Raw genomic sequence first — 26,192 nt, forward strand, 5'->3', positions numbered from 1 at the left:
TCTATACATAATTGGTAATACTACGAAATATCAATGAGAGGTTGCCTACTAAGCCTTTCTTGAGCAATCATCTAATATTACTTTAAGTTTTAATGCCTTTTTATTAGTGGGTTCTATTTCAAGTATTCTTTCTATCCAGTTTATTGACTCAATATAGTTTCTGAGCTTGTAATGCACCCTACTAAGTTCAAAATACAACTCCATATCAAATCCTTTATGGTTAAATAGCCTTTCCAGATATTCTAAGGCTGCATAATAATTACTATCTTGAATATTCATCAATCCAAGGTTCCATAAAACATCTTCATGATATGGATTTTGTTCAAGAAGCTTATTACACTCTAATTTGGCGTCTTCACGTTGACCTAACCTCCAAAGCACTCTTCCATAATTTATTCTTGTTTCTTCTTGATCGTTATTAATACTTAAAGATTCTTCATAAGCCTCCTTTGCTTGTACTAAATTATTGATACGTTCGAAATATACACCAAGGTAAAAGAACGTATCTTCTGATTGATCGTTTACATCAATTGCTCGAATAAATTGTTCATAAGCTTCAGTAAATCTTCCTTGCTTTAAGTATACACGCCCTATATTTGTAATTGGCCGTTCCCAATTCGGCACCATCTTACTAAGCCTAATAAACCAATCTAACGCCGCTTCATAATTTTCGACCATTAACTCGCAGCATCCTAAATAATTCATTGAGTCTGTAACTTCAACATTGTTTGTATATGATTGTAAAAAGCAACTATACGCTTCCTTGTACTCGCCCACTGCATATAGATCTTCTCCTTGTTCATATAAAGACATGATAATCCTCCTCGGAAATTCATTCATTTAATCCTGGAAAAACCTCTGTATACCAAGGGCCATACAGCCTGCAGTGTGTATACGTTGTTAATGAAGGTGCTGACTTCTTCGAAGTACAAGTTAATCTTTGAATAGATGAATTAATTTATCTTTGGCCCTTCAAATATATCATTTTCATTTGGTTTTCTTACAAATAGCATACATCTCTCTTCACAAAATCTGAATCTAAGAAAATTTGATTGTCCCTTTCTCAAGGATACTGCATTGGCCCCGCCTGCATAATCAGGTTCATCCAATTGAACTCCATACACTCATCTAACAAAATATAGAGTCCAAAACTTATTATTGTCCATATATTTACATTTATTGATACATATGTTATGTTTTCTATGAAAGCGCCATCATGAATCGGTAGATTGAACAGGTATTCATCATATTCCACATCGAAAGGAAGATGACAATGAAAACTTGGCTCAAAAAGGTAAGTGTACTGATGCTGGCAATGAGTCTAATGCTTGGATGGGTAACAGCAGCCCCCGTCCATGCAGACACTAACACCAACCCCGCACTATTCACGATTGAAAGTGAGAACGCACAGCTTAGCTCCGACCTGCAAGTGGTGACGCAAATTTATGGACAGCCGAAGCCCGGATACTCTGGAAGCGGATTTGTCTGGATGCAGAATTCCGGTACATTAACCTTCACCGTAGCGGTCCCGGAAACTGGTATGTATTCCATCCGGACCCGATATATGCAGGAGCTCAGTCCAGACGGAAGGCTTCAATCTTTAAGTGTTAACGGCGTTACCAAAGGTTCGTATATGCTACCCTATACAACTACGTGGTCGAATTTCGATTTTGGCTTTCAAAAGCTGAACCAAGGCAATAACACCATCCAAATAAAGGCCGGCTGGGGATTTGCTTATTTTGACACCTTTACGGTCGATGTTGCTGTTCTTGATCCTTTGGATGTGCTGCCTGTCCTTACCGACCCTAAGGCTACACCGGAAACGCAGGTTTTGATGAATTATTTAACAGAGGTCTACGGCAAACATATGATCTCCGGCCAGCAAGAGATTTATGGAGGTGGAAATGACGGCAACTCCGAGCTCGAGTTCGATTGGATCCATAATCTAACCGGAAAGTATCCGGCCATCCGCGGCTTTGATCTAATGAACTATAATCCGCTGTACGGCTGGGAGGACGGTACAACTGCCCGTATGATCGATTGGGTGAATAACCGGGGAGGGATTGCGACGAACAGCTGGCATATCACTGTGCCGCGTAATTTCACCAGCTATCAGCTAGGACAGCCCGTGGATTGGAAGGAAGCCACCTACAAGCCGACAGAAACCAATTTTAAGACAGCCAATGCGGTAGTTCCCGGTACCAAAGAATATCAATACGTAATGATGGCTATCCAGGATTTGGCGGAACAGCTGCAGATTTTGCAGAATAACAAGGTGCCGGTTATCTTCCGTCCCTTTCATGAGGCAGAGGGCAACGGCGGGTTGAATGGCGAAGGCGCGTGGTTCTGGTGGGCTTCGGCAGGCGCGGACGTGTATAAACAGCTATGGAATTTGCTCTACACCGAGCTTACGGAGACGTACGGCTTACACAACTTGATCTGGACCTACAACAGCTATGTGTATAGCACTTCTCCCGCATGGTATCCCGGCAACGATCAGGTGGATATGGTCGGTTATGATAAATACAATACGATCTACAACCGCTATGACGGTTTGTCCGGCGTGCCCAATGAGGATGCCATTACATCGATTTTCTATAAGCTTGTTGACTTGACCGGCGGCAAAAAAATGGTTGCGATGACAGAGAATGATACCGTACCGAGTGTGAAGAACCTGACCGAGGAAAAGTCAGGATGGCTCTATTTCCTACCGTGGTATGGTGAACATCTCATGAGTACTGCTTTTAATTATCCGGCTACTCTGAAAACACTGTATCAAAGTAATTATGTAATCACGCTGGATGAGCTGCCCGATCTTAAGGTGGATGATCCCACTCCAAGCGCGTCTATTACACCTGCAAACGTTGAATTTGACAAATATGCGCCGTCTCAGAGCGACAAAGCCATAACCGTGAATGCTAACGGCAATACATTAACCGCTCTCCGGGCAGGTGGAAGTGCATTGACCATGAATCAGGATTATACCTTGAGCGGAAGTACACTGCTGTTAAAAAAAACCTTCCTGGGTGGGCTGCCGGTTGGCGAGCATTCGATCATCTTTGATTTTAACCAAGGTCAAGATCCTGTATTAAAAGTCAAAATTGTCGATTCCACACCGGGCGCTGCGATTTCGCCCGTGAATGCGGCATTTGATAAAGCGGCGAATCTAGCACAGGATATTTCCCTATCCCTTACCTTAAACGGACTCCAGCTTGCAAGTATAACGAATGGAAATTATACGCTTATACCAGGCCAGGATTATACGGCATCTAGCACTGCTGCCATTCTGCGCAAATCTTATCTTTCCACACTGCCGCTGGGCCAAAATACGATAACCTTTCATTTCAACGGAGGAAATAATGCCGTTCTTACTGTAAATGTAGTGGACAGCAGTGTTCCTGTTCCTTCGGGAGACTTGACGATCCAGAGCTATAACGGCAGCACGAGTGCTTCTACCAACGGAATTTCACCCAAATTCAAAGTAGTCAATACCGGCGATTCACCAATTCAGCTCGGTGATGTCAAGCTCCGGTATTACTATACCATTGACGGGGACAACGAACAGAGTTTTTGGTGCGACTGGTCCAGTATCGGGGGTGCGAATATAACCAGCAAATTCGTTAAACTGGCGACTCCGGTTGCCGGGGCCGATTATGTTCTGGAGATTGGCTTTACGAGTTCGGCAGGAACGCTTAATCCCGGCCAGAGCGCAGAGATTCAAGCACGGTTCTCCAAAACCAACTGGTCCAATTACAACCAGGCTAATGATTACTCGTTCGGTGCATCCAGCAGTCAGTTCGTAAACAATGAACAGGTTACCGGGTATATGAACGGTCAGCTGGTATGGGGGATTGAGCCGTAAGCAGGCAAGAAAAAAGGGTTGGATCGGGGTTTCACCCTGCTCCAGCCCTTTTTGTTATGTTAGACAAAAATGAGAATCAACTGATTTCTCATACATTTTTATGATGAAATCAAATTCAAAGGCCTCAATCCGTGTTTTCGTTCACATAGAGCTCACTGGGCTGAATTCGATGCTGACCGGTGTTCATCAGTTCCGGCAAACGCCCCATCCGCTCGGCCAAACGGGAAAGCTTTTGCTCATGAAAATTAGATAACCCCGTATGAATCCGGTCCTGGAAAGGCTCAAGCCATCTTGACTCTAAGCCATCAGAACCAAAATAAACCCCGAGCAGAGAGCCGGCTGTTGCCCCAAAGCTGTCCGTATCGTTGCCTTGCATCACCTGCTTGCATATCCCGTCACCTACATGTTCTGCAAATCGAAATGTATTTATTAAAGTGCCTATTTCCTGATAAACCTGACAGTGGGAATAATTCGCATACTTATCGTTAATGCTCTGATAGGCTTCCAGCCAGTTATCTGCATTCGCTACCATCTGCAAGCAATCCTTAGTAATCTCATAGAATCGGCTCCTTCTCGGTACGAATTGCAGTGCAGTACTGATGATCTCAACAGGATCACGCAGCACATGTGCGACAGCAATCGCAGCAGCTATGAACATCGTGGAGTAAATACCGGTCCGGCGATGTGTAAAACTTGCATCCCGCCAAGCTAGCTCAGCCGCAAGCGCGGGTTGACCGGGACAGGCATAGCCGTAAGCATCTGCGCGAATCGCTGCCCCGCATAGTTCCGTATCCTGTACCAAAAGATCGGGCCAAGCCTCTATTTCAGAGTGATTGAATATTTCCCTGTCATGCTCCAAATAACTAATCCCCGATTGAATCAGGATGGATCTCTCTGGACCCCAAGTTGTACTTATCGGAAGATGATTTATCCATAAATCCCTTATATTTCTTTTCGTAAAACCCTTGCCGAATTGCTCCAGCACAAGCATCCCCATTAATGTGTAATTGATATCATCGTCAGGTGCCACATAACGAATTCGCCCCCGGGTCGTCTCATACCAGGACCAATGACGACGATTCAACGCATGGAGGATATCATCAGAGATGTAATCGTTCAGTGGCCATTCCCCTACGGAAGTAAGCGCTTGACGCAATTCCGACAAGCTGGGGTTGACTTCGATCGGTTTGCCCAGCATGGAGCCACAGACGGAAGCGAGGAATCCCGCCTCGACCCGCTTGGAGCTGTCCTTCAGATTCAGGATTCCGACCTGGCCAAGAGGTCGGGCCGGATCGCATTCCCGCCATATCTCCTCTAAATCATCCGGCTCATAGTAAGACCAATTATCCCTCATTGGAATGGCAGCCAAGCTCTGAGCGAATTCCAGATAGGCATCATAACTTGCAGGAAGCTGTTCCAGCTTGGCTAAATAACCCGAGGTTTGATGCCCCTGCGCGAATTTATTGCGGAGAACCCCCTCCAATTGACGTTTAAGAAATGTGAGTGATGGTAGCATGCTGCATCTCCTTTGTCCAAATTAGAATTTATTCTTAATTCATTGACAACTTACCTCAATGTGTCAAATGATAGAAGAACATTCTAAAGCATTCCATCAAGGACTATTCGAGAAATGCATTAAGTTCTCCTGCCCCAGAATTTCAGGATAAGCTGCACATTTTCAGGTCCGTCTCATTGTAAAATAAATCTAATACTCTATATTCGTTGGACGAACCCGGAGGGATACCCATTTTGATTAAGAAACTAAAACTCTTTTGCAGGAATTTGAATCAGATGATTGAGTTCTACACGGGTGTATTGAATCTCCCAATAAGTAGGAATGATGCACAATCATTTTGTCTCACAGTTGGGAGTTCTCAATTGGATTATGAATACCAGCGTAATCATAATTCACCATATCATTTTGCATTCAACATACCAGAAAACCAGATTGAAGATGCAATGAATTGGCTTAAAAATAGAGTGGAATTGATGGATGACAACGGGGATTTAATTATTTTCTTTGAGGATTGGAACGCCCACTCGATTTATTTTAAGGATCCCGACGGAAATATAGTGGAATTGATAGCCCGTCATAATCTTAATAATAGTTCAACTCATGAGTTTTCTGGTAAAAGTCTTTTGAACGTAAGTGAAATCGGCTTACCTGTCCCAGATGTATTATCTGCTGCAGCGTTTTTTGGAGAGAAATACAATCTTTCTCCTTGGAGAGGCCAAAGTGAAACATTTACAGCCGTTGGTGATGAGAATGGGTTGATTATTTTGGTGAAACAAGGAAGAGTATGGTTTATGTCAGATGTGAAAGCAGAACCACAATATATCTCTGTCCTGCTTAAGGGACACGGGGAATTTGAAATTCATAAGGCGGTAAACTATCGGGAATGAGTGGCATTTCATCAACTAGCTTCTCATCTATTATAAACAGGCTCCGCATCCAAGCTCGATCCCTCGGACGACGAAGCCTGTTTCTTCTGTCATTTACTTAGCTCTTGCATCCATTCCAGGCTCAGTTTCCAGTCTTATCAGCAGCGTTGCAATCAGAGCGATAAGAAAACCAGTCGCACAGGCGATCAGGAAACCGCCGAACCCGTCGCCCAGGTAAGCAGGTAATGTCGGCAGTCCCGCAAAAGCGAAGGAAATCGCGGACGATCCGAACATCCCGGCCATTCCGCCGCCGACGGCTCCGGCACAACATACAATGACCATCGGCTTGCGCAAGGGCAGATTCACACCGAACATCGCGGGCTCGGTGACTCCGAACAAGGCCGAAATGGAAGCGGATAAGCTTAAGGTTTTGAACTTTTTATCTTTGGCTTTGAAGAATATCGCGAGCGCTGCTCCTGCCTGTGCGAACGAGGCCGGGCCCATCAGAGCCAAGAGGGTATCCGAACCATTCAGGCTGATATTATTAATTGCGAGCGGCACCAGACTCCAGTGCAGGCCGAAGATGACCATCGGCTGAATGATTGCACCCAGGACCATTCCCGCTCCTACCGGACTGAGATGATATACAAAGCTATACCCTTTGGCGAGCGCATCCCCGGCAAGTGTGCCCATCGGTCCGAACACCAGCAGCGTCACGGAGGATACCACAACAATAGAGATCAATGGTGTAAAGAACTCACGAATGATCTCAGGTAACACTTTAATACATATTCGTTCGACATAGACCAGCAAGCCAACTGCGAGAATAATTGGAATGGCACTTGCCGGATAGTTGACAGGAGTAATCCCCATGCCAAAAAACTGTATCGTCTCGTGGTCTGCAAACTGAGTGGTCAGACTCGGGTATAGTAACACCCCGGCGACCACAACAGCGGTAAATGGATTTGCCCCAAATTTTCGGGCTGCTGTATATGCCAGAAGAATGGGAAGATAGTAGAACAGACTGTCCGCCATCGCGTTCAGCGCTGTATACGTGCCTTCTGTTTTACTGATTAGCTCCAGCGCCGCCGCGCCAGCCAATAACCCTTTCATAATGCCTGCTGCACTCAGAATATTAACAATCGGAAGAAAGATTCCAGAGATGCCGTCAATTATGATATTAACCGCGCTCTTTTTGGAGTGCTGCACAGATGTTGCCTGATTATGTACTTCCATATGATCCCCCTGCGTCCTTATGGTGATATCTGACTGACAATAGATTTCAGCCAATCTTTCGACGTCTACTATAGCATAGTGGTCTGCGGGTAAGGCACCCCAATAATTAGTGCATTTCATGCAGGCTAAGGCGGATTTCAGATATACGGCACCTATACTTCAAAGACAAATGACCCGCAAGAGGGTCACTTTTTTCAAAGTTTCCATCTTACGGGTCACCGGTCAAACCCGCATTCCTGCAGGTTGTTTTAAAATACTTTTGTCGTCCAAGATTCGCAGTTCCACGTTTCTGTCACGATATCACGATAGAATTCGGGTTCATGCGAGATCAGCAAAATGCTGCCCTTATAGGCTTTGAGCGCACGCTGCAGCTCGTCCTTCGCATCGACGTCAAGATGGTTGGTCGGTTCGTCCAGTACCAGCAGATTGGTCTCGCGGTTAATCAGCTTACACAAACGGACTTTGGCTTTCTCGCCACCGCTTAAGACCGCGATCTTGCTCTCGATATGATTGGTCGTCAGACCGCATTTGGCAAGAGCCGCCCGTATTTCAAACTGAGTGTATGACGGGAACTCCGTCCAAATCTCTTCAATACAGGTGTTGTAGTTCGTTCCCTTGATCTCCTGCTCGAAATAGCCGATTTCCAACAGATCGCCGAGTCTGGCCGAACCTGAAATCGCCGGGATCTGGCCCAGAATGCTGCGCAGCAATGTCGTTTTACCGATCCCGTTCGCGCCGACGAGCGCGATTTTTTGTCCGCGTTCCATTTGGAGATTCAGGGGTCTCGACAACGGAGAATCGTATCCGATTACGAGCTCCTTGGTTTCGAAAATAAGCTTGCCGGAAGTGCGCGCATCCTTGAAGTTGAACTGCGGTTTCGGTTTTTCTCTGGCGAGTTCGATAACGTCCATCTTATCCAGCTTTTTCTGCCGGGACATCGCCATATTACGTGTAGCCACACTGGCTTTGTTCCGGGCAACGAAGTCCTTCAGATCCGCGATCTCCTGCTGCTGGCGTTTAAACGCAGATTCAAGCTGCGATTTCTTCGCCTCATACACCTGCTGGAAGTACTCGTAATCGCCCACATATCGCGTCAACGACTGATTCTCCATATGATAGATCAGGTTGATGACACTGTTCAGGAACGGAATGTCATGCGAAATCAAAATGAAAGCATTCTCGTATTCCTGCAAATACCGCTTCAGCCATACAATGTGCTGCTCGTCGAGATAGTTCGTAGGTTCGTCCAGCAGCAGAATGTCCGGCTTCTCCAGCAGCAGCTTGGCCAGCAGGACCTTGGTCCGTTGACCACCGCTGAGATCATGGACGTCCTTATCCAGACCGATATCCGTCAGTCCCAGCCCGCGGGCGGTTTCATCCACCTTGGCATCGATCATATAGAAATCCTGGCTTGTCAGTGTGTCCTGAATTGTTCCGACATCCTCCAGCATCTGCTCCAGTTCCTCAGGAGACACCTCGCCCATTCTGCCGTACATGTCATTCATCTCTTGTTCCATGTCAAAGAGATATTGAAAGGCACCCCGCAAAACATCACGAATCGATTGTCCCTTCGTCAGTACTGCGTGCTGGTCCAGATAGCCGGCCCGCATGCGTTTTGCCCATTCGACTTTTCCTTCGTCCGGCTGAAGCTTGCCTGTGATGATGTTCATGAAGGTGGATTTACCTTCACCATTGGCTCCGATCAGTCCGATATGTTCGCCCTTTAGCAGACGGAATGATACATCGGTGAAAATCGCGCGGTCACCGAATCCGTGACTCAGCTTTTCAACATTTAATATGCTCATGTAATAAACACCTTTTCCTTTATACTGTACTCTTGTCATATTATAAAGGCTAAAGCGGCACAACTCCAGACAGGTTTTAAAAAATCACAATTTCACAGCTCCGCTATCCGCTGCTGAATGCGCGGGAACAGCCCTATGGCATTCTGATAAAACACCTTCTCGTGGTGCTGCTCGGGCACAAGCCGGCGGACGAACTCAGCATACAAGCCGATCGGTGCGAGCGGCCAGTCGGTTCCGAAGAGCATTTTCTCATAGTGATCCGAGTACACCAACGCCCTGCGGAAATGGTCCATGAATAGCGGTTCATTCATGAACCGTTCAAAATGAGGCCGGTCACCGACGACAAGTCCGGACAAATCAGCATAAACATTCGGGTTCTTGGCCACCACTTCGGCAGCGTCCATGACCCAGGGATCACCCAAATGACAGATCATGAAGTTCACCCCGCGCTGCTGATAGGCTAATTCATCTACGGTAAGCGGGTGCGAATATTTCAGCAATCCATTCATCGAATAGGTATCACCGGTATGAATGACCACAGGAACGCCGTACCTCGCAGCCAGTTCATACACGGGTGTGTAGATGTTGTCGTAGACATAATGATGGTAATACCCGGCATACAACTTGATCCCCGCCACCTCCGGCGCTTGCAGCCGTGCTTCGATCCGGTCCAGCTCCTGCCGGGCTTGCTTCCCGGTGAGCAGATTCGGATTGATGCCGACGCATTCCATCAGAAACGGCGGGACACTCTCTTCCAGATCAAGGCCCATCGGGTTAGGTGATTTGGAATCGGGAAAAGCTCCTTTGGTCTGCTCTGTCACACCCATTCCAATACCAAGAATGACATCGTTCTTGTCAAACTCCGCCTTAAGGCCTGCAGCCGTGTAATCAACCTTGGACAGATCCGTTGCTGTCTGGCGAAAGCTCTCGATATCGGAGAGATGGATATGAATATCAATGATCGGCATGTAAGGTCTCCTTATCTACGGCTGGACTGGCGAACTTCAGCTTAAGCAGGCTCTGGATATCCTTTGGATTCAGCGCGATTCCTCCCAGGATCAGAAAGGTCGGCTGTGTCATGGCAGTCTCCCCGTTCACAAGAGCAAGCTGATGTTCCGTACCATACTCCATTACCTTGTTGTTCACATAGGCTGAGGCGTTTGTATTAGGATAGTTATTCACTGCATGTAGCATATTGAGGCGGGTAACAGCGCCAATCCGCAGCAGTTCCTTGGCTTGAAGCCCGGTTTCCAGGTTCCCGGTGAGGAATCGTCCTTCTCCGGGAACTTCGATCCAGCCTTCATTGATGGCTGGTGAAGGCCGGAAGAAATGAGACTCTTGTAACTTATACTCTGGCAGCATCATACCACTCTCATTGGTGACCGAATGCAGCATACAGAGGACTGGAACACCTGGCAGCATAAGGTAGAACTGCTTGATCGACATTCCCCGATACATTTTATGCTGCTCGATCCGGGTGGTTAGACTCAGTCCTGTCCAGACGTTGCCTTGATCATCCGTACATTCCGCCCATGCCGCATGTCTTGGCTCCTGCTGCCGGCTAAAGCCATTCATTCCGGGAATATGTACGCCTAGTCCGCCATACCAGGGATTCCACCAGGAACGCGGAGCCGGTACAGGATACGAGCTATCCAGCCATTCTTCGCCCTGGTGCTTCAAGGAATGCACAACACTGCCGAATCCGGGGTCAGCCGCTATAGAGAGGACGCCGTTGTTCACTGTATATAATGTCCCGGCCGTTCCCTCCTGAGTTTCACAGCTGACACTCGCATCTGTCTGAGGGAACCACATTGCTGAGCGTTCCTGAATCCGATCCTCACCGCGATAGACGGCACGCACTTTCCAAGTGGATTCTCCGGTTCCCTGAACCCTCTTGTCCTCAGGAGAGAACTCCACATTTGCAGAATGCAGGTTCTGCTCTGGGCGAAGCACAACACTCGCGATTCTTTGCTCTTCTTCCCCATCACATTGGACATAAAGCTCGAATTCCCCGGCAAGCGGAAGCAGCTTTCGTTCGATCAGCTCCGCATGAAGTACCGGCGACTTGAATGGATTGCCGCCTCCAAGCACAATTTCGAGATGATTATCCAGCACAGGTACAACCGGAGCCGGACATTTACGGGCGAAGGAACGGAAATCCGACCAGTTAGCGAAGGTGTTCAGCGCAAATATCGTCGGCTTCGTCTTCACTGCTGCTCCGGGAGCGATTCGGCCGAGATCATGCTCTAGTCCGAGCGGATATTCCGAGCGAAGCAGCTTCAAGGAAGGGTCCCAGCAGATCCCGCAGGCAACGTCCTCTTCCTTGTTGAACAGCCAGTTCTCCGAGATCTGAGCGCTGTCCCAATGATCCGGACTGCCAGCGTACGCCTCGCCCATATCGACATAACGGCCCTGATACGGCAGAATGAGCCGATTGCCGAAGAAACCGAAGTTCGTCAGCAAATATACGTTCTCCTCCAGCTCGATGCTGCTATTCATTACTTCATAATGAAATTCGGCGATCCCGCTTGCAATCAGCTTGGTTACGGATTTCAGTTGCAGACCGGAAAAGTTCTCCGACTCGTACAGGGCTTCCAGAACCTGACTCTCTCCTTCCGGATAGATCTTCACTTCTGTAGCTTGCTTCTTCGAGAATTCTTCCGCGAACGGCTTTCCAAGCTTGGGATAGTTCCACCAAAAGTTGTGGCGGGAGCCCGGATATTCGATCCACATGCTATTACTTAGCTTGTGAAGGTGAACCGAAAAAGCACCGTTCACGGCGACCCATTGCTCCCCATTCTGTCCTCCGTAACGCCCCTCTGTTCCCTTCATTAGTACGGACAGCTTGCTTGTAAAAATAACTGGCTTACCGTTTACCGGAACCGCTGTGACCTGAACCTCGTGAGAGTAAAGACCGTATGATTGCAAGGTGAAGGGTACCCGAATAGAGGTTTTGCCATTAGCCGGTATGGTGATACGGACCGAACGTTCAGCCCATTCCACGATTTTATCCTCAGGCCAGTCAAAAGTGAACTCCGCTGGTGAGGTGAAATTGTTCTCCACATTCAGATACAGCTCGGCCGGAATACCCGGATGCAGTTCTTTGGCTGGCAGTACCATCTGCATCTTGACCGGAAATTTCGGATCGATGCCCATACGGAACTCGGCCCGTCTGCCACTGATGATCCAAGTGCTCTTGACAACAGGATGGGTCTTCTTGTTATTCTGCTCCTCCAGGATCGGGTCGAGCTGGAAATCCCCCTCCACGATTACCGCTTCTCCCGGAGCAATCGTTCGGGCGATATCCAGGGCAAAACGGATATTCTTGTCGTTCTGCCCCTTGATTTCTATTGAAAGCTCGGTTGCCAAGCGGTTTTCGATTCGGTAGCGGACCTTGTAAGCAGAACCAAATACGAGGTTATGCTCTTCGATCTCTGTTGAGATCGCATATTCTGGCGTATCCAGAGCGGTCAGCCCGCGGCCCGTCGTCTCAAATTCTACCCGCAAAGCCAGTTCTCCCTTATGCCACGTATAGTCCAGAAAATCGAAGCCGTGCTTATGGCGGCCATCCGGTTCGATCACAAGTTCACGGGTGCTGTCTGCGTACCAGTCAAGCTCCTCGAAATACGGTGTGAGCGCTTCCGTTTGTAATATCGTTGGAATGAAGTTCATCAAGTGAACGTAATCATCATTTTTTTCCCAGAAGAACCCGCATTTCTTATACATGGGCACAGCCTTGGTATTGCCCGCCCAGGTGAACAGATCCAGCCGTGGCCAGCCCGCTTCGACGGTCTTGCGGACAGCGTTCAATATCAGATTGCGGCCGACCTTACGTCCGTGATAATCGGGCCTTACATTTAGCAGCGGTACATACAAGGCGCCTTCATCTTGCTGGTAATGGGCGAAACTGCAGAAACCCACAACCTCCTCGCCATCGACGGCAAGAAAAGCATGCAGATTGGACGAAATCTCCATTTTCCGGCGAATGCTGTCCTCTGTTCTGAGATTGGTACCCCCGCCCCAATTTTCGTTGCTGCGGTTCCACATGTCAGCGAGCGCTCCGGCGTAAGAAGGATCATATTCAACCATACGAATGGGTTCAGCAGTAATATTGGTTGTCATACTCATATCCCCTTATCTTCATTTGATAGTGCAACTCTATGCCTTACTATATGAAATCCGGACCTTCCTCAATATCGCCGCAATATATTTTTTTCTTATAATTTCGGTTATTATATTCGACTAAAAATTGCTCTTCATAATGTAAACAATATTCAATTTGCTCTCTGAAACTCTTCCAGGTTATCTTTTCAAGTGCCTCTTCAATAGAAAAATACCTAATCTCTAAGCTTTCAGCCGATATACTAAACTCTCCACCGATGGGTCTTCCCATAAATAAGGTGTTACAAACGGATTCCTTAACATTCTGAAAAAAACCACAAAATTTAATGATTTCTATATCTATGCCTGTCTCTTCTTTCGTTTCCCGCACAGCTGCAGCTGACAGTGATTCCCCCACTTCGACTCTGCCTCCTGGGATTTCCCATCCACGCTTCGGTCCGTATTTTAGTAGTATTTCGTTACGATCATTAATCACAACCACAGCAGCGGTCACAGTATGCTTCGGAGAAACCTCCATTTCACTACTCCTTCCTTCATTCATTTTGTCCATACTTCGTCTAGCGTTAATTATACTATTAAATGGAAGAATATTACGATTACTAAAAATAATTCATGAAAAAAAGCCTCCACCAAACTCTGACAGAAGCTTCTAACTGTTGATTCAATTGAACGAACTCCCGGAGATTCACGCCTCTTGGAGTGTAATTTACTGTTAAATTGGTTGCATAACTTGCCACAGTTTCCAGAACATCTCACTATCGATTATAAAATACACCTCTGCAAATCCATAGTTGATGTAACCATTTCTAATTATTTTCAAGTTCACCTCCGTACCATCACTTAGCTGAATGATCAATCGTCTATACTTATCGTCATTTCTAAAGTCACCCAGTGCATCACCAACGATTTCCCTTGATAAAAGATTCGCATGATACAGCTGATCCACCAGCGTGTTTATTAAATCCATATCTTTTATCGGGTGATATTGGTCCATGCTATTGTTCCACTCACTATAACTTTGATATCGGGCACCAACTACATTCCCTTTAATATTAAATCTCCCAAAAAAATCTCCACCATCTCTTACAAAAATATCGTTTAAGCGCTCATAAAATGCAGGGCTAACCATTCCATTCTGTTCAGCTAACGTCATAATTCTAAAATCCTTATCGTACCCATTTACCGTATAAACATCTGCCTTATGTATCGTTGAAGCAAATTCAATATCATTTTCATCTTGAGTATCCCAGCCTTCAATATTGCCTTTTGCAGTCCCAAGCTTCTCGCCGAGTAGATCTTTTGCCCGTTCAGGAGCGATTTCTGTATCCGTTTGGGTATATACTTTGCCGTTATAATAAATAAGTCCAATCATCCTGGCATTTCTAAAATTTTTCGTCTCAGGCAATTTGATGACAGGTAATTTCACCCCCGGCTCATCAGGTACAACTGCTACATCATTATAGGTTGATATCTGATCGGATATCTGATCATTACTGGCTTGTATGTAGATAATGCCACCAATCAGGATAAATAACCCAGCTGCCACTACGCCTATTATTAGCCAAAAGTGTTTGGAGCGAATAAAGGACAAGATCATTGTTCGAATTCTTAACAAAAGATAGCACCTCGCATTTTCCGATTCTGATATCAGCAAAAAAAAGTTAATATAAAATCAATCATACCATATTCTGGTATACGTACGCAGATACTTATAAACCGAGGCGGCAAAAAAACAGCAAAAAAAAAGACTGTCGATACCTTAGATCAGCAGTCTTTCATTCTGGCAGGCTATTATCATGCCATTATTATTAATTCTTCATGAGGAGCGGCCGGTCCTGCAAATACAGCTCCAGGTCAGGACTATGTCCTTCGACAATTTCCTGAACGATAATCTTGGCCAGTAGTTGGCTGTAGACTGTTCCGTTGTCGCCATATGCGAGCAGGAAGTAGCTGTTCGGGAATTCATCATATTTTCCGACGATAGGCAAGCCGTCCACGATCCCGCCGTAAAATGCCGTGGAATAGAAGGCAGGTTCAACCTTGATGCCGGGAAACATTTGATTAAAATCTTCGATCAGCTTATCCTTCTTATACATCAGCTTGCTGTCCCGGTCCTCTGGTAATGTGGTGTTGTCATCGAGACCACCGATGATAATCCGGTTATCGGCGGTGCTGCGGATGTATAAATAGGGGCGTGCCGTCTCCCAGAGCAGGGTCCGGTTATACCAGGAGGAGAAGTCCGCTACTTTCTCAGTGGTGACTGTATAGGTACTCACGAAAGAGGCTTGCTTTTCTTTTCGGATATCCATATTTTCATAGCCTGCTGCAAAAATGACATATCGGGCGCTCACCTCATACCCTGTTTTCGTGTAGATAATCATGCGCTGCTGTTCCCGGTCGTAACGGTGGCCATTCATCTCCGTGTGCTCATAAACAGCGACTCCCTGTTGCCCCGCATACAGAAACAAAGCATGGGTGAACTTGTAAGGATTCAACTCACCATCATTGTAGGAGTAGATCGCGGCTTCCCGGCTGAACGGGTACTTCGCCTCAATGTCCTCTTGTGTCCAAAAGTCCAATTCTACGCCATGCCGCTTGATAAAAGCATATTCGTTCCGTAAACGATCTACATCCTCGTGACAGCTAGCGGAATAAAGCGTATCTCTCCGGCGAAATTCACAATCGATATCAACATGCCGTGAAGCTGCTTCGATCTCATCGATCGCCTCCTTAAGCAGTTTCAGATGCCGCCCGACATATTCATCCCCGAAGGTGTGGGCCAGGGCCGTGAACATTTTTTCGCCCGAATATTGAATGATAGCGGTGTTCGTACTCGTGCTTCCGCTGCCTATAGTCCCTTTTTCCAAAACAGTGACTTGTAGGCCTCTGTCGGCTAAGTAATACGCACATTGCGCTGCGGAGCTTCCTCCGCCGATAATCACCACGTCACAAGTAACATTCTCCTTCAAAGGAGGGTAGGACGGAGCATCTGGAAAGGTGGTCGGCCAATAATAAGTTCCCGATTGTAAGTTCATGGAATTCCCCCTGCAAGTAACAGACTGGAATTTATTATTACCCGGTTGTTAGGATTCATACGGTTTACTGCAGGCTGAAGCTTTATTTTTTTCTGCCGATATAGAGCAAGTGGGATGCATTTGCCCCTAGAATGTAGGGGTCTTCCGCTGACTCGATTCCTGTTGAAGCAACTAATTTGGGTTCTGTTCCAGCGACCTGATGAATTCATCTACTTGTTTTCTTGTTTTCAAAGTAATGACTTGTTGTGGTTTCTGGATATGTTCCAGTTTCTTTATCGTGTTCTTGCGGCTTCTTGTCCGGTAATTCCAAACCCACTTTACAAAAGCCCAGTCTATCTTTTCCGGGCACTCTTCGTTCATGTCAGGTCTGGACTTCTTGTGGTACATGATACGCCGTTTAAATATCCGGTACATACATAGAACTCTGGGCATGTCCAAAAAAACAATTAAATCTGCTCTCTTTATTCTGCTATCCATCGTCCTGGAATAGTTGCCGTCAATGATCCATTGATCTTCGTAAGTGAAGCGCTCTACGATCTGATCCCATTCTGCATTTTCTTTGGGGACCCAGTTCGCATTCCAAAAATAGGTGTCCAAATGGATAACCGGAAGCTTAAGAATGCCGCCAAGCTTCCGGGAAAGTGTAGATTTCCCCGATCCTCCCGAGCCAATAACCAGTATCCTTTCCACAGTTTCTCCTTTCATGAAATAGACTAAGAGCCAGCAAATCAGGTTCCGCAAAAGGTTCGATAGGGACGCGCAGTTTCCTCCGGCAATGTCGAGTAATCCGTCTGTTCGTCAGAGTAGGCATACGGGTCTGAAAGTACCTTCAGGAGCTGCTCCATAACAATGTAGTTTTTTTGTTTCACGGCAGCTTCCAGCGCTTCTTCCACTCTGTGATTCCGCGGAATGACCGCAGGATTGCTGCTGCGCATCAGCTGCTGCGAGGAAGCCGGGGATTCGCCTTGTCTTCCAAGTCTTGCCTGCCAGAGCTTATGCCAATGGGCAAATTCCTTCGTGCCAGATAAGACGGTATCTTCCGGCTTCCCCAAAGTCAAGGCACGAAAAGTATTCGTGTAGTCCGTACGATACGTTTGCATCATACGGAGGAGTTCTTCAATAAGATGGATATCCTCTTGTTCTTCGTTAAAGATTCCGAGCTTCGCTCTCATTCCTGCCACCCAAATCCGGTCATACTTTACTGAAAAATCAGCAATGGCAGTCTCAGCCATTTGGATAGCCTCCGACTGGTTGTCATGCAGCAGCGGAAGAAGGGTTTCTGCAAACCTCGCAAGATTCCAAGCGGCAATACGGGGCTGATTGCGATAGGCGTAGCGGCCCTGAAGATCAATGGAACTAAATACGGTTGCAGGGTCATAAACGTCCAGGAAGGCGCATGGGCCATAATCAATAGTTTCTCCGCTAAGAGCCATGTTGTCGGTGTTCATTACCCCATGAATAAAACCTGCAAGCTGCCATTTGGCAATTAGCTCTGCCTGACGTTGGACCACCTCCTGAAGCAGGATCAGATAACGGTTCCCTTCCGCCTCCGCATCCGGATAATGTCTTTGCAAGGTGTAATCTGCCAGAGCCCGGAGCTCCTCTGTGTTGCCCCTTGCGGCAACGAATTGAAAGGTCCCGACGCGCAAATGACTGGCAGCCACACGGGTCAAAATGGCACCCGGCTGCTCGGTTTCCCGGAATAAGGACTCACCGGTTGATACAACCGCCAAACTGCGGGTCGTAGGAATGCCAAGCGCATGCATGGCTTCGCTGATGATGTATTCCCGCAGCATCGGACCGAGCGCCGCCCGGCCATCGCCCCCTCTGGAGTAGGGAGTTCTGCCTGATCCCTTAAGCTGAATATCTACTCGCACACCAAGTGGGTTGATCTGTTCACCAAGGAGCACTGCCCGGCCGTCGCCCAGCATATTGAAATGACCGAATTGATGTCCTGCATAAGCTTGCGCAAGAGGTTCGGCGCCATCGGGAACCTCATTGCCTGCGAGAACCGCTGTTCCGTCATTGCTGCGCAGAGCCTGGATATTTAACCCTAAAGAGTTGGCGAGCGGATCATTAAAAATAACCAGCTCCGGCAAGCGGACAGGTGTCGGCTTCTGTAAGGTGAACAAAGATTCCGGCAGACTGGAGTAACTATTGTCAAAGTGCCACCCGGGATCTATACTTTCTTTTTTCTCCGTCATAGTGCCTCCTTGTTTTCTTTTAGGTGTAATTCGTTTCCTACTAGTGTATACTACTGCAGCTCTGCTAATTCTTGAGGCAACGAAAAACCGCCATCTACATTAGGCTCGAACGCAACGAACTTCACTACAGCATCAAAATTGAGTTCACCATAGATATGAGGATATTCGCTTCCTTCATTATATAGATCTTCCCACCTAACCTCAGCCTTTACTTTTGACGCCTCAATACACAGCAAAAAATGCAAAAAAGAAACCAACCTTTGGAAAAATGGAAGTGCGACCAACCATTTCAAAGGAGAGGTTTCGAATTGCAGACAATCCAGTCTGATTACCGGCAGGCTCGTTCATGAGCAAAACCCGGATTGCTCCTGCCTCCTGCCGGATGATGTTTGGATGAGCTATATAATTTAATAATCGCTGCCCTGACTCACTCTGATCACGACACTGCCTTTCTTATGCCCATGTTCCACATACCGATGGGCCTCGGCCGTATGTTCTAATGCATAGTACCTGTCAATCACCGATTTTATCTTCCCTGTCTCCATTAGATCTTTTAGGAATTGCAGGTCCTCGATGCGGACCCTGGCCATTCCCTGCCCGGCTACCGTAACATATACTCCGGTGGGCTTCAGTGCTTTTTTGCACCTGGATTTGGGAAGCTTGCCGGAGGCATCGAAGATAATGTCATACCGCCCGCCTCTTGTTGTAAAATCCTCTACCGTATAATCGATCACCTGACCCGCGCCCAAGGAATGTACCCATTCCAGATTTGCTGTACTGCATACCGCGTCTACCTCTGCCCCAAAGTGCTTCGCAAGCTGTAATGCAAATGTCCCTACAGTGCCTGAAGCTCCATAGACCAGAACTTTTTGTCCCGTTTGAACACCTGCTTTTCTAAGAAAATACAATGCGGTGGTTCCCCCATAAAGCGCTGCAGCAGCTTCCTCAAAGGTCGTATTGGCCGGTTTGAACCATACCATTCCGTCTTCATGCAGACAAGCATACTCAGCATGGGCGCCAAAGTGCATCCCCGTTAAAGCAAAAACCAGATCACCTTGTTTGAAATGCTCCACTTCAGGGCCTATAGCTACTACTTCACCGGCTAACTCTACACCCAAAACAGGTTTTCTGGGTTTGCTTAGACCTAATACGATCCGCATAGGCAGCCATAGCAAGGCAGGACTCTTAAAAGTCCGTACCCTAACATCCCCTGCGGTTACGGTTGAAGCATGAACCTTGATCAGCAGTTCTTTGCGCTTGGGCAAAGGCTTCTCCAGCTCTATGAGTCGCAGTGTTTCTGGTGATCCGTACTTGGAGCATACTATGGCTTTCATGAGTTTCCCCCCGGTGTCGATTTGCAATAAGTATAGCTTCAGCGGGGAGGATCATGTAGATACTTAAGTATGCTTTTCGCCAAAAACTGTGACAGTGCTGTTGAATGACATTACAACAAACCTAGCCTACGGGCACGGGCAACAGCCTCTGTACGCCGCGAGACCTGAAGTTTGTCAAAAATATTGCGGTTGTACCCCTTAACAGTACTTAGTGCTAGAAATAGCCGCTCGCTAATCTCGCGGTTCGAGAGACCTTGTGCAATGAGCTGCAATATTTCAAGCTCCCGCCCGCTCAGTGGCTCAATAAGGGGCTGAGACGGCCTGGGCACATGCTGAGCAGATCTCAATTGGCTGTGTTGTGGATTCTCGGCTTCAAATGCAGCCAGCAGTTTCCTCCGGTAATCCATCAGTTCCCCACCAACCTCTGCTTCGCGCAGCAGCCTTTCGACCGGCAGCCCTTCGTCGACAAAAGCACGGATAAAGCCGCCCGGCTGGGCCATTGTCATAGTTTCAGCCAATGCTTGCGTCGCTGCAGACTTATCTCCGCATCTGTAAAGGACTGCTGCATAAAAAATCATTCCCTTTAGCCGTTCGTCCGGACGACCCGTGACTGCCGCTTGCCTAAGCATTGGCTCTAGCACCGCCAACACGGCAGAAGTGTCTCCGCGTGCCATGTATACCTTTGCCTGGCAGAGTGAAAGCCCATGCTGCTCCGAAAGGATAGCAGCTGCATCCAGGTTCTCCTGATGAAGCAAAGCCGACACTTGCATAGCTGCAATCTGGGGAATCTGTGCCCAATAATGTTCCTTCCGGGCAAGAAGCTCTGCTTTTGCTAAAATAGCAGCTGCCGCACTCACTTCACCCCGTGCAAGCTTCAGCTTCGCGAGCAGCACCTCGCCTGCCACCCCCCGGTCCGAATCTTCAAACTGTTGCGCAAGCTGGACGCTTTGCCGGCTATGCAGGAGGGCTTGCTCCCATTCATTCCATTCATAAAAGATCCGCGCTAATCCCAGGTGTGCTTCGCATGCAGCCGGCAGTGGCGGTTCCCCAGCCCATTCCAGCACACGAAGATAGCTCCCAGCCGCAGCCGGTAACTGGTTCTCCGCTTCCTGAATGTTTCCAAGGCCCAGGGTTGCCATGATAGTGATCATCACGTGCCCGATCTTCTTGCTGATCGACAAGGCTTCCGCATAAGCTGTTTCGGCCAGGCTGAGATCTCCTTGGAGCTGATAAGCATACCCCAGCGACCACGCAGCCGCTGCACGCACCGGCAGATTGTCAGGATGGAGGTAGTCCAAGGCGCGGCGTGATTCGGCCATGATGGGTTCAGCCTGGTGTCTGCTTACCGCGAGCGTAGCACGTATGGAGGCAATATGTCCTGTAAGATCACGGGTTCTCTCGTTCTGTACAGTGCCGTGCAGCGCTTGTTCTGCAGCTTGCAGCTTCTGTTCAACACTCGTTATCCGGCCCTGCATGAGGAGTCCGGAAGCATACATAACCCACAATGAAGGCCTTGAATCGAGTATTTCCACCGGCAGGGAATTCAGCCAGTTCAGTACGGGAGTTACTGCCCCCCGAAACAATAACGGCATCCCCTCTCCTTCCATCAATCGGGCAGCGCGTTCGATATCCCCGGCAGCGGCTGCATGGTGGAAAGCTTCAAGTTCAAATCCATTGTCCTCATACCATCCGCTCGCCCGAATATGCAATTCAGCAACGGTCCTCTTCTCTTCCTCTTCTAATGGAGGAAGGCCTTGAGACAGACGTTCCCGCAGCAAATCCGCAAAGAGATGGTGATAGCGGTACCAGCGTCTTTCGTTGTCCAAAGGGATAAGGAAAAGATTCGCATGTTCAAGATATTCCAAGGTGCGTTGTCCGGAAGAAAAAGGTGATCCTCCGGATTCTGCGCCCATTACAGCATCACACAGCGGGCCGCACATCCGGCTCAGGACCGATGTGAACAGCAAAAAGGCCTGAATACTTGCAGACTGCTGCTGCAGTACTTCTTCTACCAGATAATCCAGGACAAACTTGTGGCGCCCGGAGAACGACTGGATGAAGCTGGTGGCGTCATTGCGTCCCTGCAAAGAGAGTGCGGCTAATTGAAGGCCAGCTATCCAGCCTTCTGTGCGGGATTCAAGGAGCATGACATCTTCAGCGGAGAGCATCAGACCCATCACCTGGCCTAGAAATTCTGCAGCTTCGGTGGCATTGAACCGCAGGTCTGCAGCATGCAGTTCAGTCAATTGATGCCGCACACGGAACCTCGGCAACGGTAAAACCGGTTCTTCGCGTGTAGCGATGACCAGATGCATCTGCGGCGGCAGGTGCTCAATCAGGAAAGCCACGGCTTCATTGACCGGCTTCGAATCAATCAGATGGTAATCGTCAAGGACAAGAATGGAAGGCTCAGATTGAGAGGTGATTTCATTCAGAAGTGCCGTCAGCAGTGATTCGATTGGCGGGGGCTGGGGGGATTGAAGCACGGAAAATATACCCTCTCCGATGTTCACGCCAATGGTCCGGCAAGCGGCGCACAAATACGTGAGAAAACTCGCAGGATCATTATCACCAGCATCCAGCGACAACCATCCGGCTCTTTGTCCGCAGACAGAGAGCCAGGCACTGACGAGTGTCGTTTTACCATAACCGGCGGAGGCGGAGAGGACAGTCAGCTTGCCTTGCAGACCCTCGTTAAGCCGCTCCAGCAGACGCGGGCGGACGACGATTTTTGACCTGGCCGGGGGGATATACAGCTTGGTAGATACAAGAGATATTGTCATATCTAGATTATAATGATTGTAATCCTGCAGCGTCAACAAAGCAGTTCGTTCCCGGATCAGCTACATCCGTATACCCTAATTTAAAAAGAACGATATACTCGTAGAAGATGAACCCTCTATTCGGGCCCCGGGGTTAGTTAGAGATTTACGGAGGCTTACCCGGTTGATCCCTCAATAACATATAAGCGCTCAAAGCATAGGAATAACTGCTTTTGAGCGCTTTTTAGGTTCATGGGTTGGATACAGCTTTATTTTCCCGTCAGCAAATATTTATATATCTTGCCATCCCGTACATACTCATTAGAGAACAGCAGCGCATCCCCATCACGCTTGATGAATTTCAGATTGTCTCCATAGAACGGAATATCGTTGGTTTCCGCATATTCCTGCTGCTTGGTGTCGAGCAGCTTTTGGTACAATAACGTCTGTCTACCCGTCTTGCGTTCGATCAGCATAAGCAGCCCCTTCTGATTCGGACGAATCAGCAGATAATCATCATCCATTCCTTCCACCAAATAGTTCTCAGCTACACCCCCAAGCTTCACCATGTCAATGAATGAGGTTACCTTCCCTGTACCATCATCAATCAGCCGGAGCGTTTTCCCGTCCGTAAGCACCAAGTGATTGCCGTACATTTTCACATTATCCCCGTAGCGCATCCAGTACTTCACACTATCCTGACGGATAACCATTCCATCCTTGAGGATCAGCGTATACCATTTATTGTTGATATGGGGTTCGCCGTAAATATCCGTGATAGTCAGGTACATCAAGCCCTTTGGAGTCTTTTTAAAATCAAATTGAACCATATCATACAGCTCCGAACCGAGTTTTGCCAGCAATTTGGGCTCACCCGAAGGAGCGGTTACCCAGAGGTTACCGGTTTTTTTATCAATTGTATAATCGTTACCACCGTAGACAGCACTTGCGGAGTTAAAGGACTTAAGCCCTTGAGCAGTATAGACTCTATGCGCGGCATCCCAGCCCACCGTGGTTCCTCCCAGTGAACCTACTACGAAACGGGCGGGAACATACAACTGCTCCTCATAGATAAAAGGAGTTCCTCCAAGATCAACGATTACTCCGTCAAGAACGCCCTTTGAGCTCCCTACTCGAATACCAAGCTTTTTCTTCCATCCTACAAATTGCACCTTTTGATGAGCCTGATCCCAAGTGGCCTGAAGACCTGCCGACTCCAACAGATAAGCGGGCACATAGGTAATTCCATTCTTGATCAGCGCCGAATTGGTGCTCTGACCTCCGCCCTCCATTGAGTACTTGAAATATGCCGAAGAAGCAGCATCAGTAATTGGAGCCATTAGCAAAGAGGCCGCGAGCAAAGGGGCAACCAGCCACTTTTTCACCATACATCTTTCCATCCTCTCTTATTCATACCTGTTATGTATAGACGCAAACGGTTCAGATAGGTTTCACCAGATTTTCCCACATAAGGAGCTTGATTCAATCGTATCCTTAACTTTTTTTCCAGCGGCATGCACCTATCTTAGGCTCCTGTCATACAACGGTTATAAGGAAGGCGGGATGCAGGTGAACAACAATCAGGCTTTTGATGAACGGGCCATCTTTCTGGCGGCTGTCTGTGGACAGACCTATGTCCAGTTTAATCATACGGATGGTGCATTCACCGTTCCAACAGGATATTCAGTCACCCATATCATTCAAGCGAAATCGTTAGGCCGTGTATGGGAACCGTTTGGATTCATTATGGAATCGCCGCAAGAGATTATTATTGCCTTCCGCGGGAGCAGTTCAACGGCCAACTGGATTTCTAACGCCAATGCCACGCAAAAAAAGTACAAATACATCAAAGAAAACTGCCTTACCCACCGCGGCTTTACCAACATTTATTCCTCTGCACGAAGCGGTATTCACTCTGCACTCTCCCGGTTGTCCCCCAGCAAAAGGCTATATATAACAGGTCACAGCCTCGGCGGGGCACTCGCGACACTATGCGCTCCAGATGTTGCTGTTCATACTGCATTCAATACTCCACACCTATATACCTATGGTTCTCCCCGTGCCGGTGATCCGGCCTTCGCAAAGGCTTGTTCGCGATATGTTCCGAATAGCTACCGTATTGGCAACCTTTTTGATGCTGCCGTTTATGTTCCGCCCTCGATCTTCATAATGCCTGGCCGGGACAAACGGTATTATTACAGCCATGTCCAGACCTTTTATCCCCTTTCTTTTCAAAATGGCTCCGTCAGCCTCAATCACGCACTCAGCAGTTATTTCAGGAAACTTTCCAAGCTCCGTCCGGAATTCACGAAGCAGCTATGCGCTTCAACCCCCGGTTTTTGTCCGGTTGTGGAAGAACTCCCCCAAGCGACTCGAGCTTAGCAGGCCTTGGATAAGCAAAAGACACTAGCCTACGGGCTAATGTCATGGATCATTCTCACCTATGTAATGGGAATTTTCATTAGTGCTTGCTGATGAATCTCTTTGCCGCGTCACCTGCTGCTGCCGGAAGCTGCATCCACACATAAGCATGGAGGGAGTTCTCAATACGTTCAATTTCATAGGTATCAAGCAGACTGGAAAAGGTATGCAGACTGCCTCTTATCTTCTCATCTGCCCACTCTTCTTCGCTCGGCAGGAAAAGAACCGGACACTTCACCTTGTTGTAATAGTGTTCAAATTTCACATCCCAGTATTTTTGAATATATTCGGTTCTAACCCGATTTAAAAAACAACAGGCAAAATGACCGTTTGGCAGCTGTTGCAGATTATTTTTGATAAAGGCAGAGAAGTATTCGTTCCACAATCCGTGCGCCTCGAATTCCATCTGTTCTTCTTCCTCATAGGCTTCTTTAGTGGGAAATTCACGTTCCTTCCGCTCTGCCAATTGGACCCGCAGGGCTTCCTTCTTCTGCTCGATTTCTTCTTCTGACCCCTGAAATAATCCATACTCACCGAACTCATTATACAAGGCACCTTCACAGATAAGCGATTGAACAAGTTCGGGATGTGATGCAGCCAGACTAAGTCCCACCTCTGCCCCCATGGAGCTGCCGACTACATGACAACGCTCCACATTAAGATGCTGCAGCAGGATATACATATCGTTCGCCATATCATCAATATGATAGCCTGTTTCAGGTTGATCTGATTTGCCATGCCCCCGGCAGTCCGGAGCAATGATACTATATTCCTGCTCAAACTGCGGGATGATGCCATCCCACATGTTCAAATTCCCGCCGCTAAAGTGGAGAAAGAGAACGACTTCCTTATGTTCTATTGCGTATTTCACATTAATGCCTACGTGCCCTAAGTCTATTAGTTCCTCTAGCATGTTCTTTGCCTCCAATATGTAAAATCATTCACTTCATTATACCCTATGGATTCTGTCAGATTCAGTGTGAAAGTTGAGTTAAGTATAAAAGCTGTTATACTGCAATTGAGAACGAT

Annotated in this window: 20 protein-coding genes; 3 read left to right on the plus strand and 17 right to left on the minus strand. The window is 47.6% G+C overall.

Going from position 1 to position 26,192, the window contains the following annotated elements; genetic code table 11:
* Positions 1-48: 48 nt before the first annotated feature.
* Together A3842_RS26000 and A3842_RS26005 are read right to left on the minus strand one after the other, a co-directional pair.
* A complete protein-coding gene (locus A3842_RS26000) occupies positions 49-813 on the minus strand; it encodes a tetratricopeptide repeat protein (RefSeq protein WP_074103246.1) in 765 nt (254 codons plus the stop codon).
* Between the two features lie 140 nt (positions 814-953).
* Positions 954-1,124: a CPCC family cysteine-rich protein gene (locus A3842_RS26005; RefSeq protein WP_256701869.1), complete on the minus strand. Its 171-nt coding sequence runs from the start codon at positions 1,122-1,124 to the stop codon at positions 954-956.
* Between the two features lie 149 nt (positions 1,125-1,273).
* On the opposite strand from A3842_RS26005, the gene A3842_RS26010 reads away from it, so the two are divergent.
* Positions 1,274-3,862: a glycosyl hydrolase gene (locus tag A3842_RS26010; RefSeq protein ID WP_074103247.1), complete on the plus strand. Its 2,589-nt coding sequence runs from the start codon at positions 1,274-1,276 to the stop codon at positions 3,860-3,862.
* A 124-nt stretch (positions 3,863-3,986) separates the two neighbouring features.
* Here the strand turns inward: A3842_RS26010 and A3842_RS26015 are convergent, their stop codons facing one another.
* Positions 3,987-5,378 carry an ADP-ribosylglycohydrolase family protein gene (locus tag A3842_RS26015; protein ID WP_074087973.1) on the minus strand — a complete coding sequence of 464 codons (1,392 nt, stop codon included), beginning with the start codon at positions 5,376-5,378 and terminating at the stop codon, positions 3,987-3,989.
* A 233-nt stretch (positions 5,379-5,611) separates the two neighbouring features.
* On the opposite strand from A3842_RS26015, the gene A3842_RS26020 reads away from it, so the two are divergent.
* Entirely contained in the window at positions 5,612-6,265 is a 654-nt protein-coding gene (locus A3842_RS26020; RefSeq protein ID WP_083609743.1) for a VOC family protein, read from the plus strand.
* A 93-nt stretch (positions 6,266-6,358) separates the two neighbouring features.
* Here A3842_RS26020 and A3842_RS26025 read toward each other — a convergent pair whose 3' ends face one another.
* The 13 genes from A3842_RS26025 to A3842_RS26085 form a co-directional block, all read right to left on the minus strand.
* A complete protein-coding gene (locus A3842_RS26025; protein WP_074103248.1) occupies positions 6,359-7,480 on the minus strand; it encodes a PTS transporter subunit EIIC in 1,122 nt (373 codons plus the stop codon).
* A 248-nt stretch (positions 7,481-7,728) separates the two neighbouring features.
* On the minus strand, positions 7,729-9,285 hold the full coding sequence (locus tag A3842_RS26030; RefSeq protein ID WP_074087970.1) for an ABC-F family ATP-binding cassette domain-containing protein: 1,557 nt from the start codon (positions 9,283-9,285) through the stop codon (positions 7,729-7,731).
* Between the two features lie 92 nt (positions 9,286-9,377).
* On the minus strand, positions 9,378-10,253 hold the full coding sequence (locus tag A3842_RS26035) for an amidohydrolase family protein (RefSeq protein ID WP_074103249.1): 876 nt from the start codon (positions 10,251-10,253) through the stop codon (positions 9,378-9,380).
* Positions 10,240-13,407, minus strand: coding sequence for a GNAT family N-acetyltransferase (locus A3842_RS26040; protein ID WP_074103250.1), 3,168 nt, complete (start codon positions 13,405-13,407; stop codon positions 10,240-10,242). Before A3842_RS26040 ends, A3842_RS26035 begins: the two co-directional genes overlap by 14 nt.
* Before the next feature lie 46 nt (positions 13,408-13,453).
* On the minus strand, positions 13,454-13,948 hold the full coding sequence (locus A3842_RS26045) for an NUDIX hydrolase (RefSeq protein WP_371916024.1): 495 nt from the start codon (positions 13,946-13,948) through the stop codon (positions 13,454-13,456).
* A 171-nt stretch (positions 13,949-14,119) separates the two neighbouring features.
* The gene (locus tag A3842_RS26050) at positions 14,120-15,022 is read right to left on the minus strand and encodes a hypothetical protein (protein ID WP_178382414.1); all 903 of its coding nucleotides are present in this window, start codon (positions 15,020-15,022) and stop codon (positions 14,120-14,122) included.
* A 193-nt stretch (positions 15,023-15,215) separates the two neighbouring features.
* Positions 15,216-16,442, minus strand: a complete 1,227-nt coding sequence (locus A3842_RS26055; RefSeq protein WP_074103253.1) for an NAD(P)/FAD-dependent oxidoreductase — start codon at positions 16,440-16,442, stop codon at positions 15,216-15,218.
* A gap of 171 nt (positions 16,443-16,613) precedes the next feature.
* Positions 16,614-17,147 carry a DNA topology modulation protein gene (locus A3842_RS26060; RefSeq protein WP_074103263.1) on the minus strand — a complete coding sequence of 178 codons (534 nt, stop codon included), beginning with the start codon at positions 17,145-17,147 and terminating at the stop codon, positions 16,614-16,616.
* A 23-nt stretch (positions 17,148-17,170) separates the two neighbouring features.
* Complete coding sequence (locus A3842_RS26065) at positions 17,171-18,646, minus strand: protein adenylyltransferase SelO (RefSeq protein WP_074103254.1); 1,476 nt, start codon at positions 18,644-18,646, stop codon at positions 17,171-17,173.
* A gap of 50 nt (positions 18,647-18,696) precedes the next feature.
* Positions 18,697-18,939 (minus strand): DUF952 domain-containing protein, encoded by a 243-nt coding sequence (locus A3842_RS26070; RefSeq protein WP_256701870.1) that lies wholly within the window; start codon positions 18,937-18,939, stop codon positions 18,697-18,699.
* A gap of 114 nt (positions 18,940-19,053) precedes the next feature.
* Positions 19,054-19,980 carry an NAD(P)-dependent alcohol dehydrogenase gene (locus tag A3842_RS26075; RefSeq protein ID WP_074103256.1) on the minus strand — a complete coding sequence of 309 codons (927 nt, stop codon included), beginning with the start codon at positions 19,978-19,980 and terminating at the stop codon, positions 19,054-19,056.
* 110 nt (positions 19,981-20,090) lie between these two features.
* Complete coding sequence (locus tag A3842_RS26080) at positions 20,091-22,763, minus strand: winged helix-turn-helix domain-containing protein (protein WP_074103264.1); 2,673 nt, start codon at positions 22,761-22,763, stop codon at positions 20,091-20,093.
* A 248-nt stretch (positions 22,764-23,011) separates the two neighbouring features.
* On the minus strand, positions 23,012-24,130 hold the full coding sequence (locus A3842_RS26085) for a copper amine oxidase N-terminal domain-containing protein (RefSeq protein ID WP_074103257.1): 1,119 nt from the start codon (positions 24,128-24,130) through the stop codon (positions 23,012-23,014).
* Between the two features lie 175 nt (positions 24,131-24,305).
* On the opposite strand from A3842_RS26085, the gene A3842_RS26090 reads away from it, so the two are divergent.
* Complete coding sequence (locus A3842_RS26090) at positions 24,306-25,124, plus strand: lipase family protein (RefSeq protein WP_074103258.1); 819 nt, start codon at positions 24,306-24,308, stop codon at positions 25,122-25,124.
* Between the two features lie 79 nt (positions 25,125-25,203).
* Here the strand turns inward: A3842_RS26090 and A3842_RS26095 are convergent, their stop codons facing one another.
* Positions 25,204-26,076 (minus strand): alpha/beta fold hydrolase, encoded by an 873-nt coding sequence (locus A3842_RS26095; protein WP_074103259.1) that lies wholly within the window; start codon positions 26,074-26,076, stop codon positions 25,204-25,206.
* Between the last annotated feature and the right edge of the window lie 116 nt (positions 26,077-26,192).

This window comes from Paenibacillus sp. P3E, from assembly GCF_001909045.1.
GTDB classification, from domain to species: domain Bacteria; phylum Bacillota; class Bacilli; order Paenibacillales; family Paenibacillaceae; genus Paenibacillus_AQ; species Paenibacillus_AQ helianthi.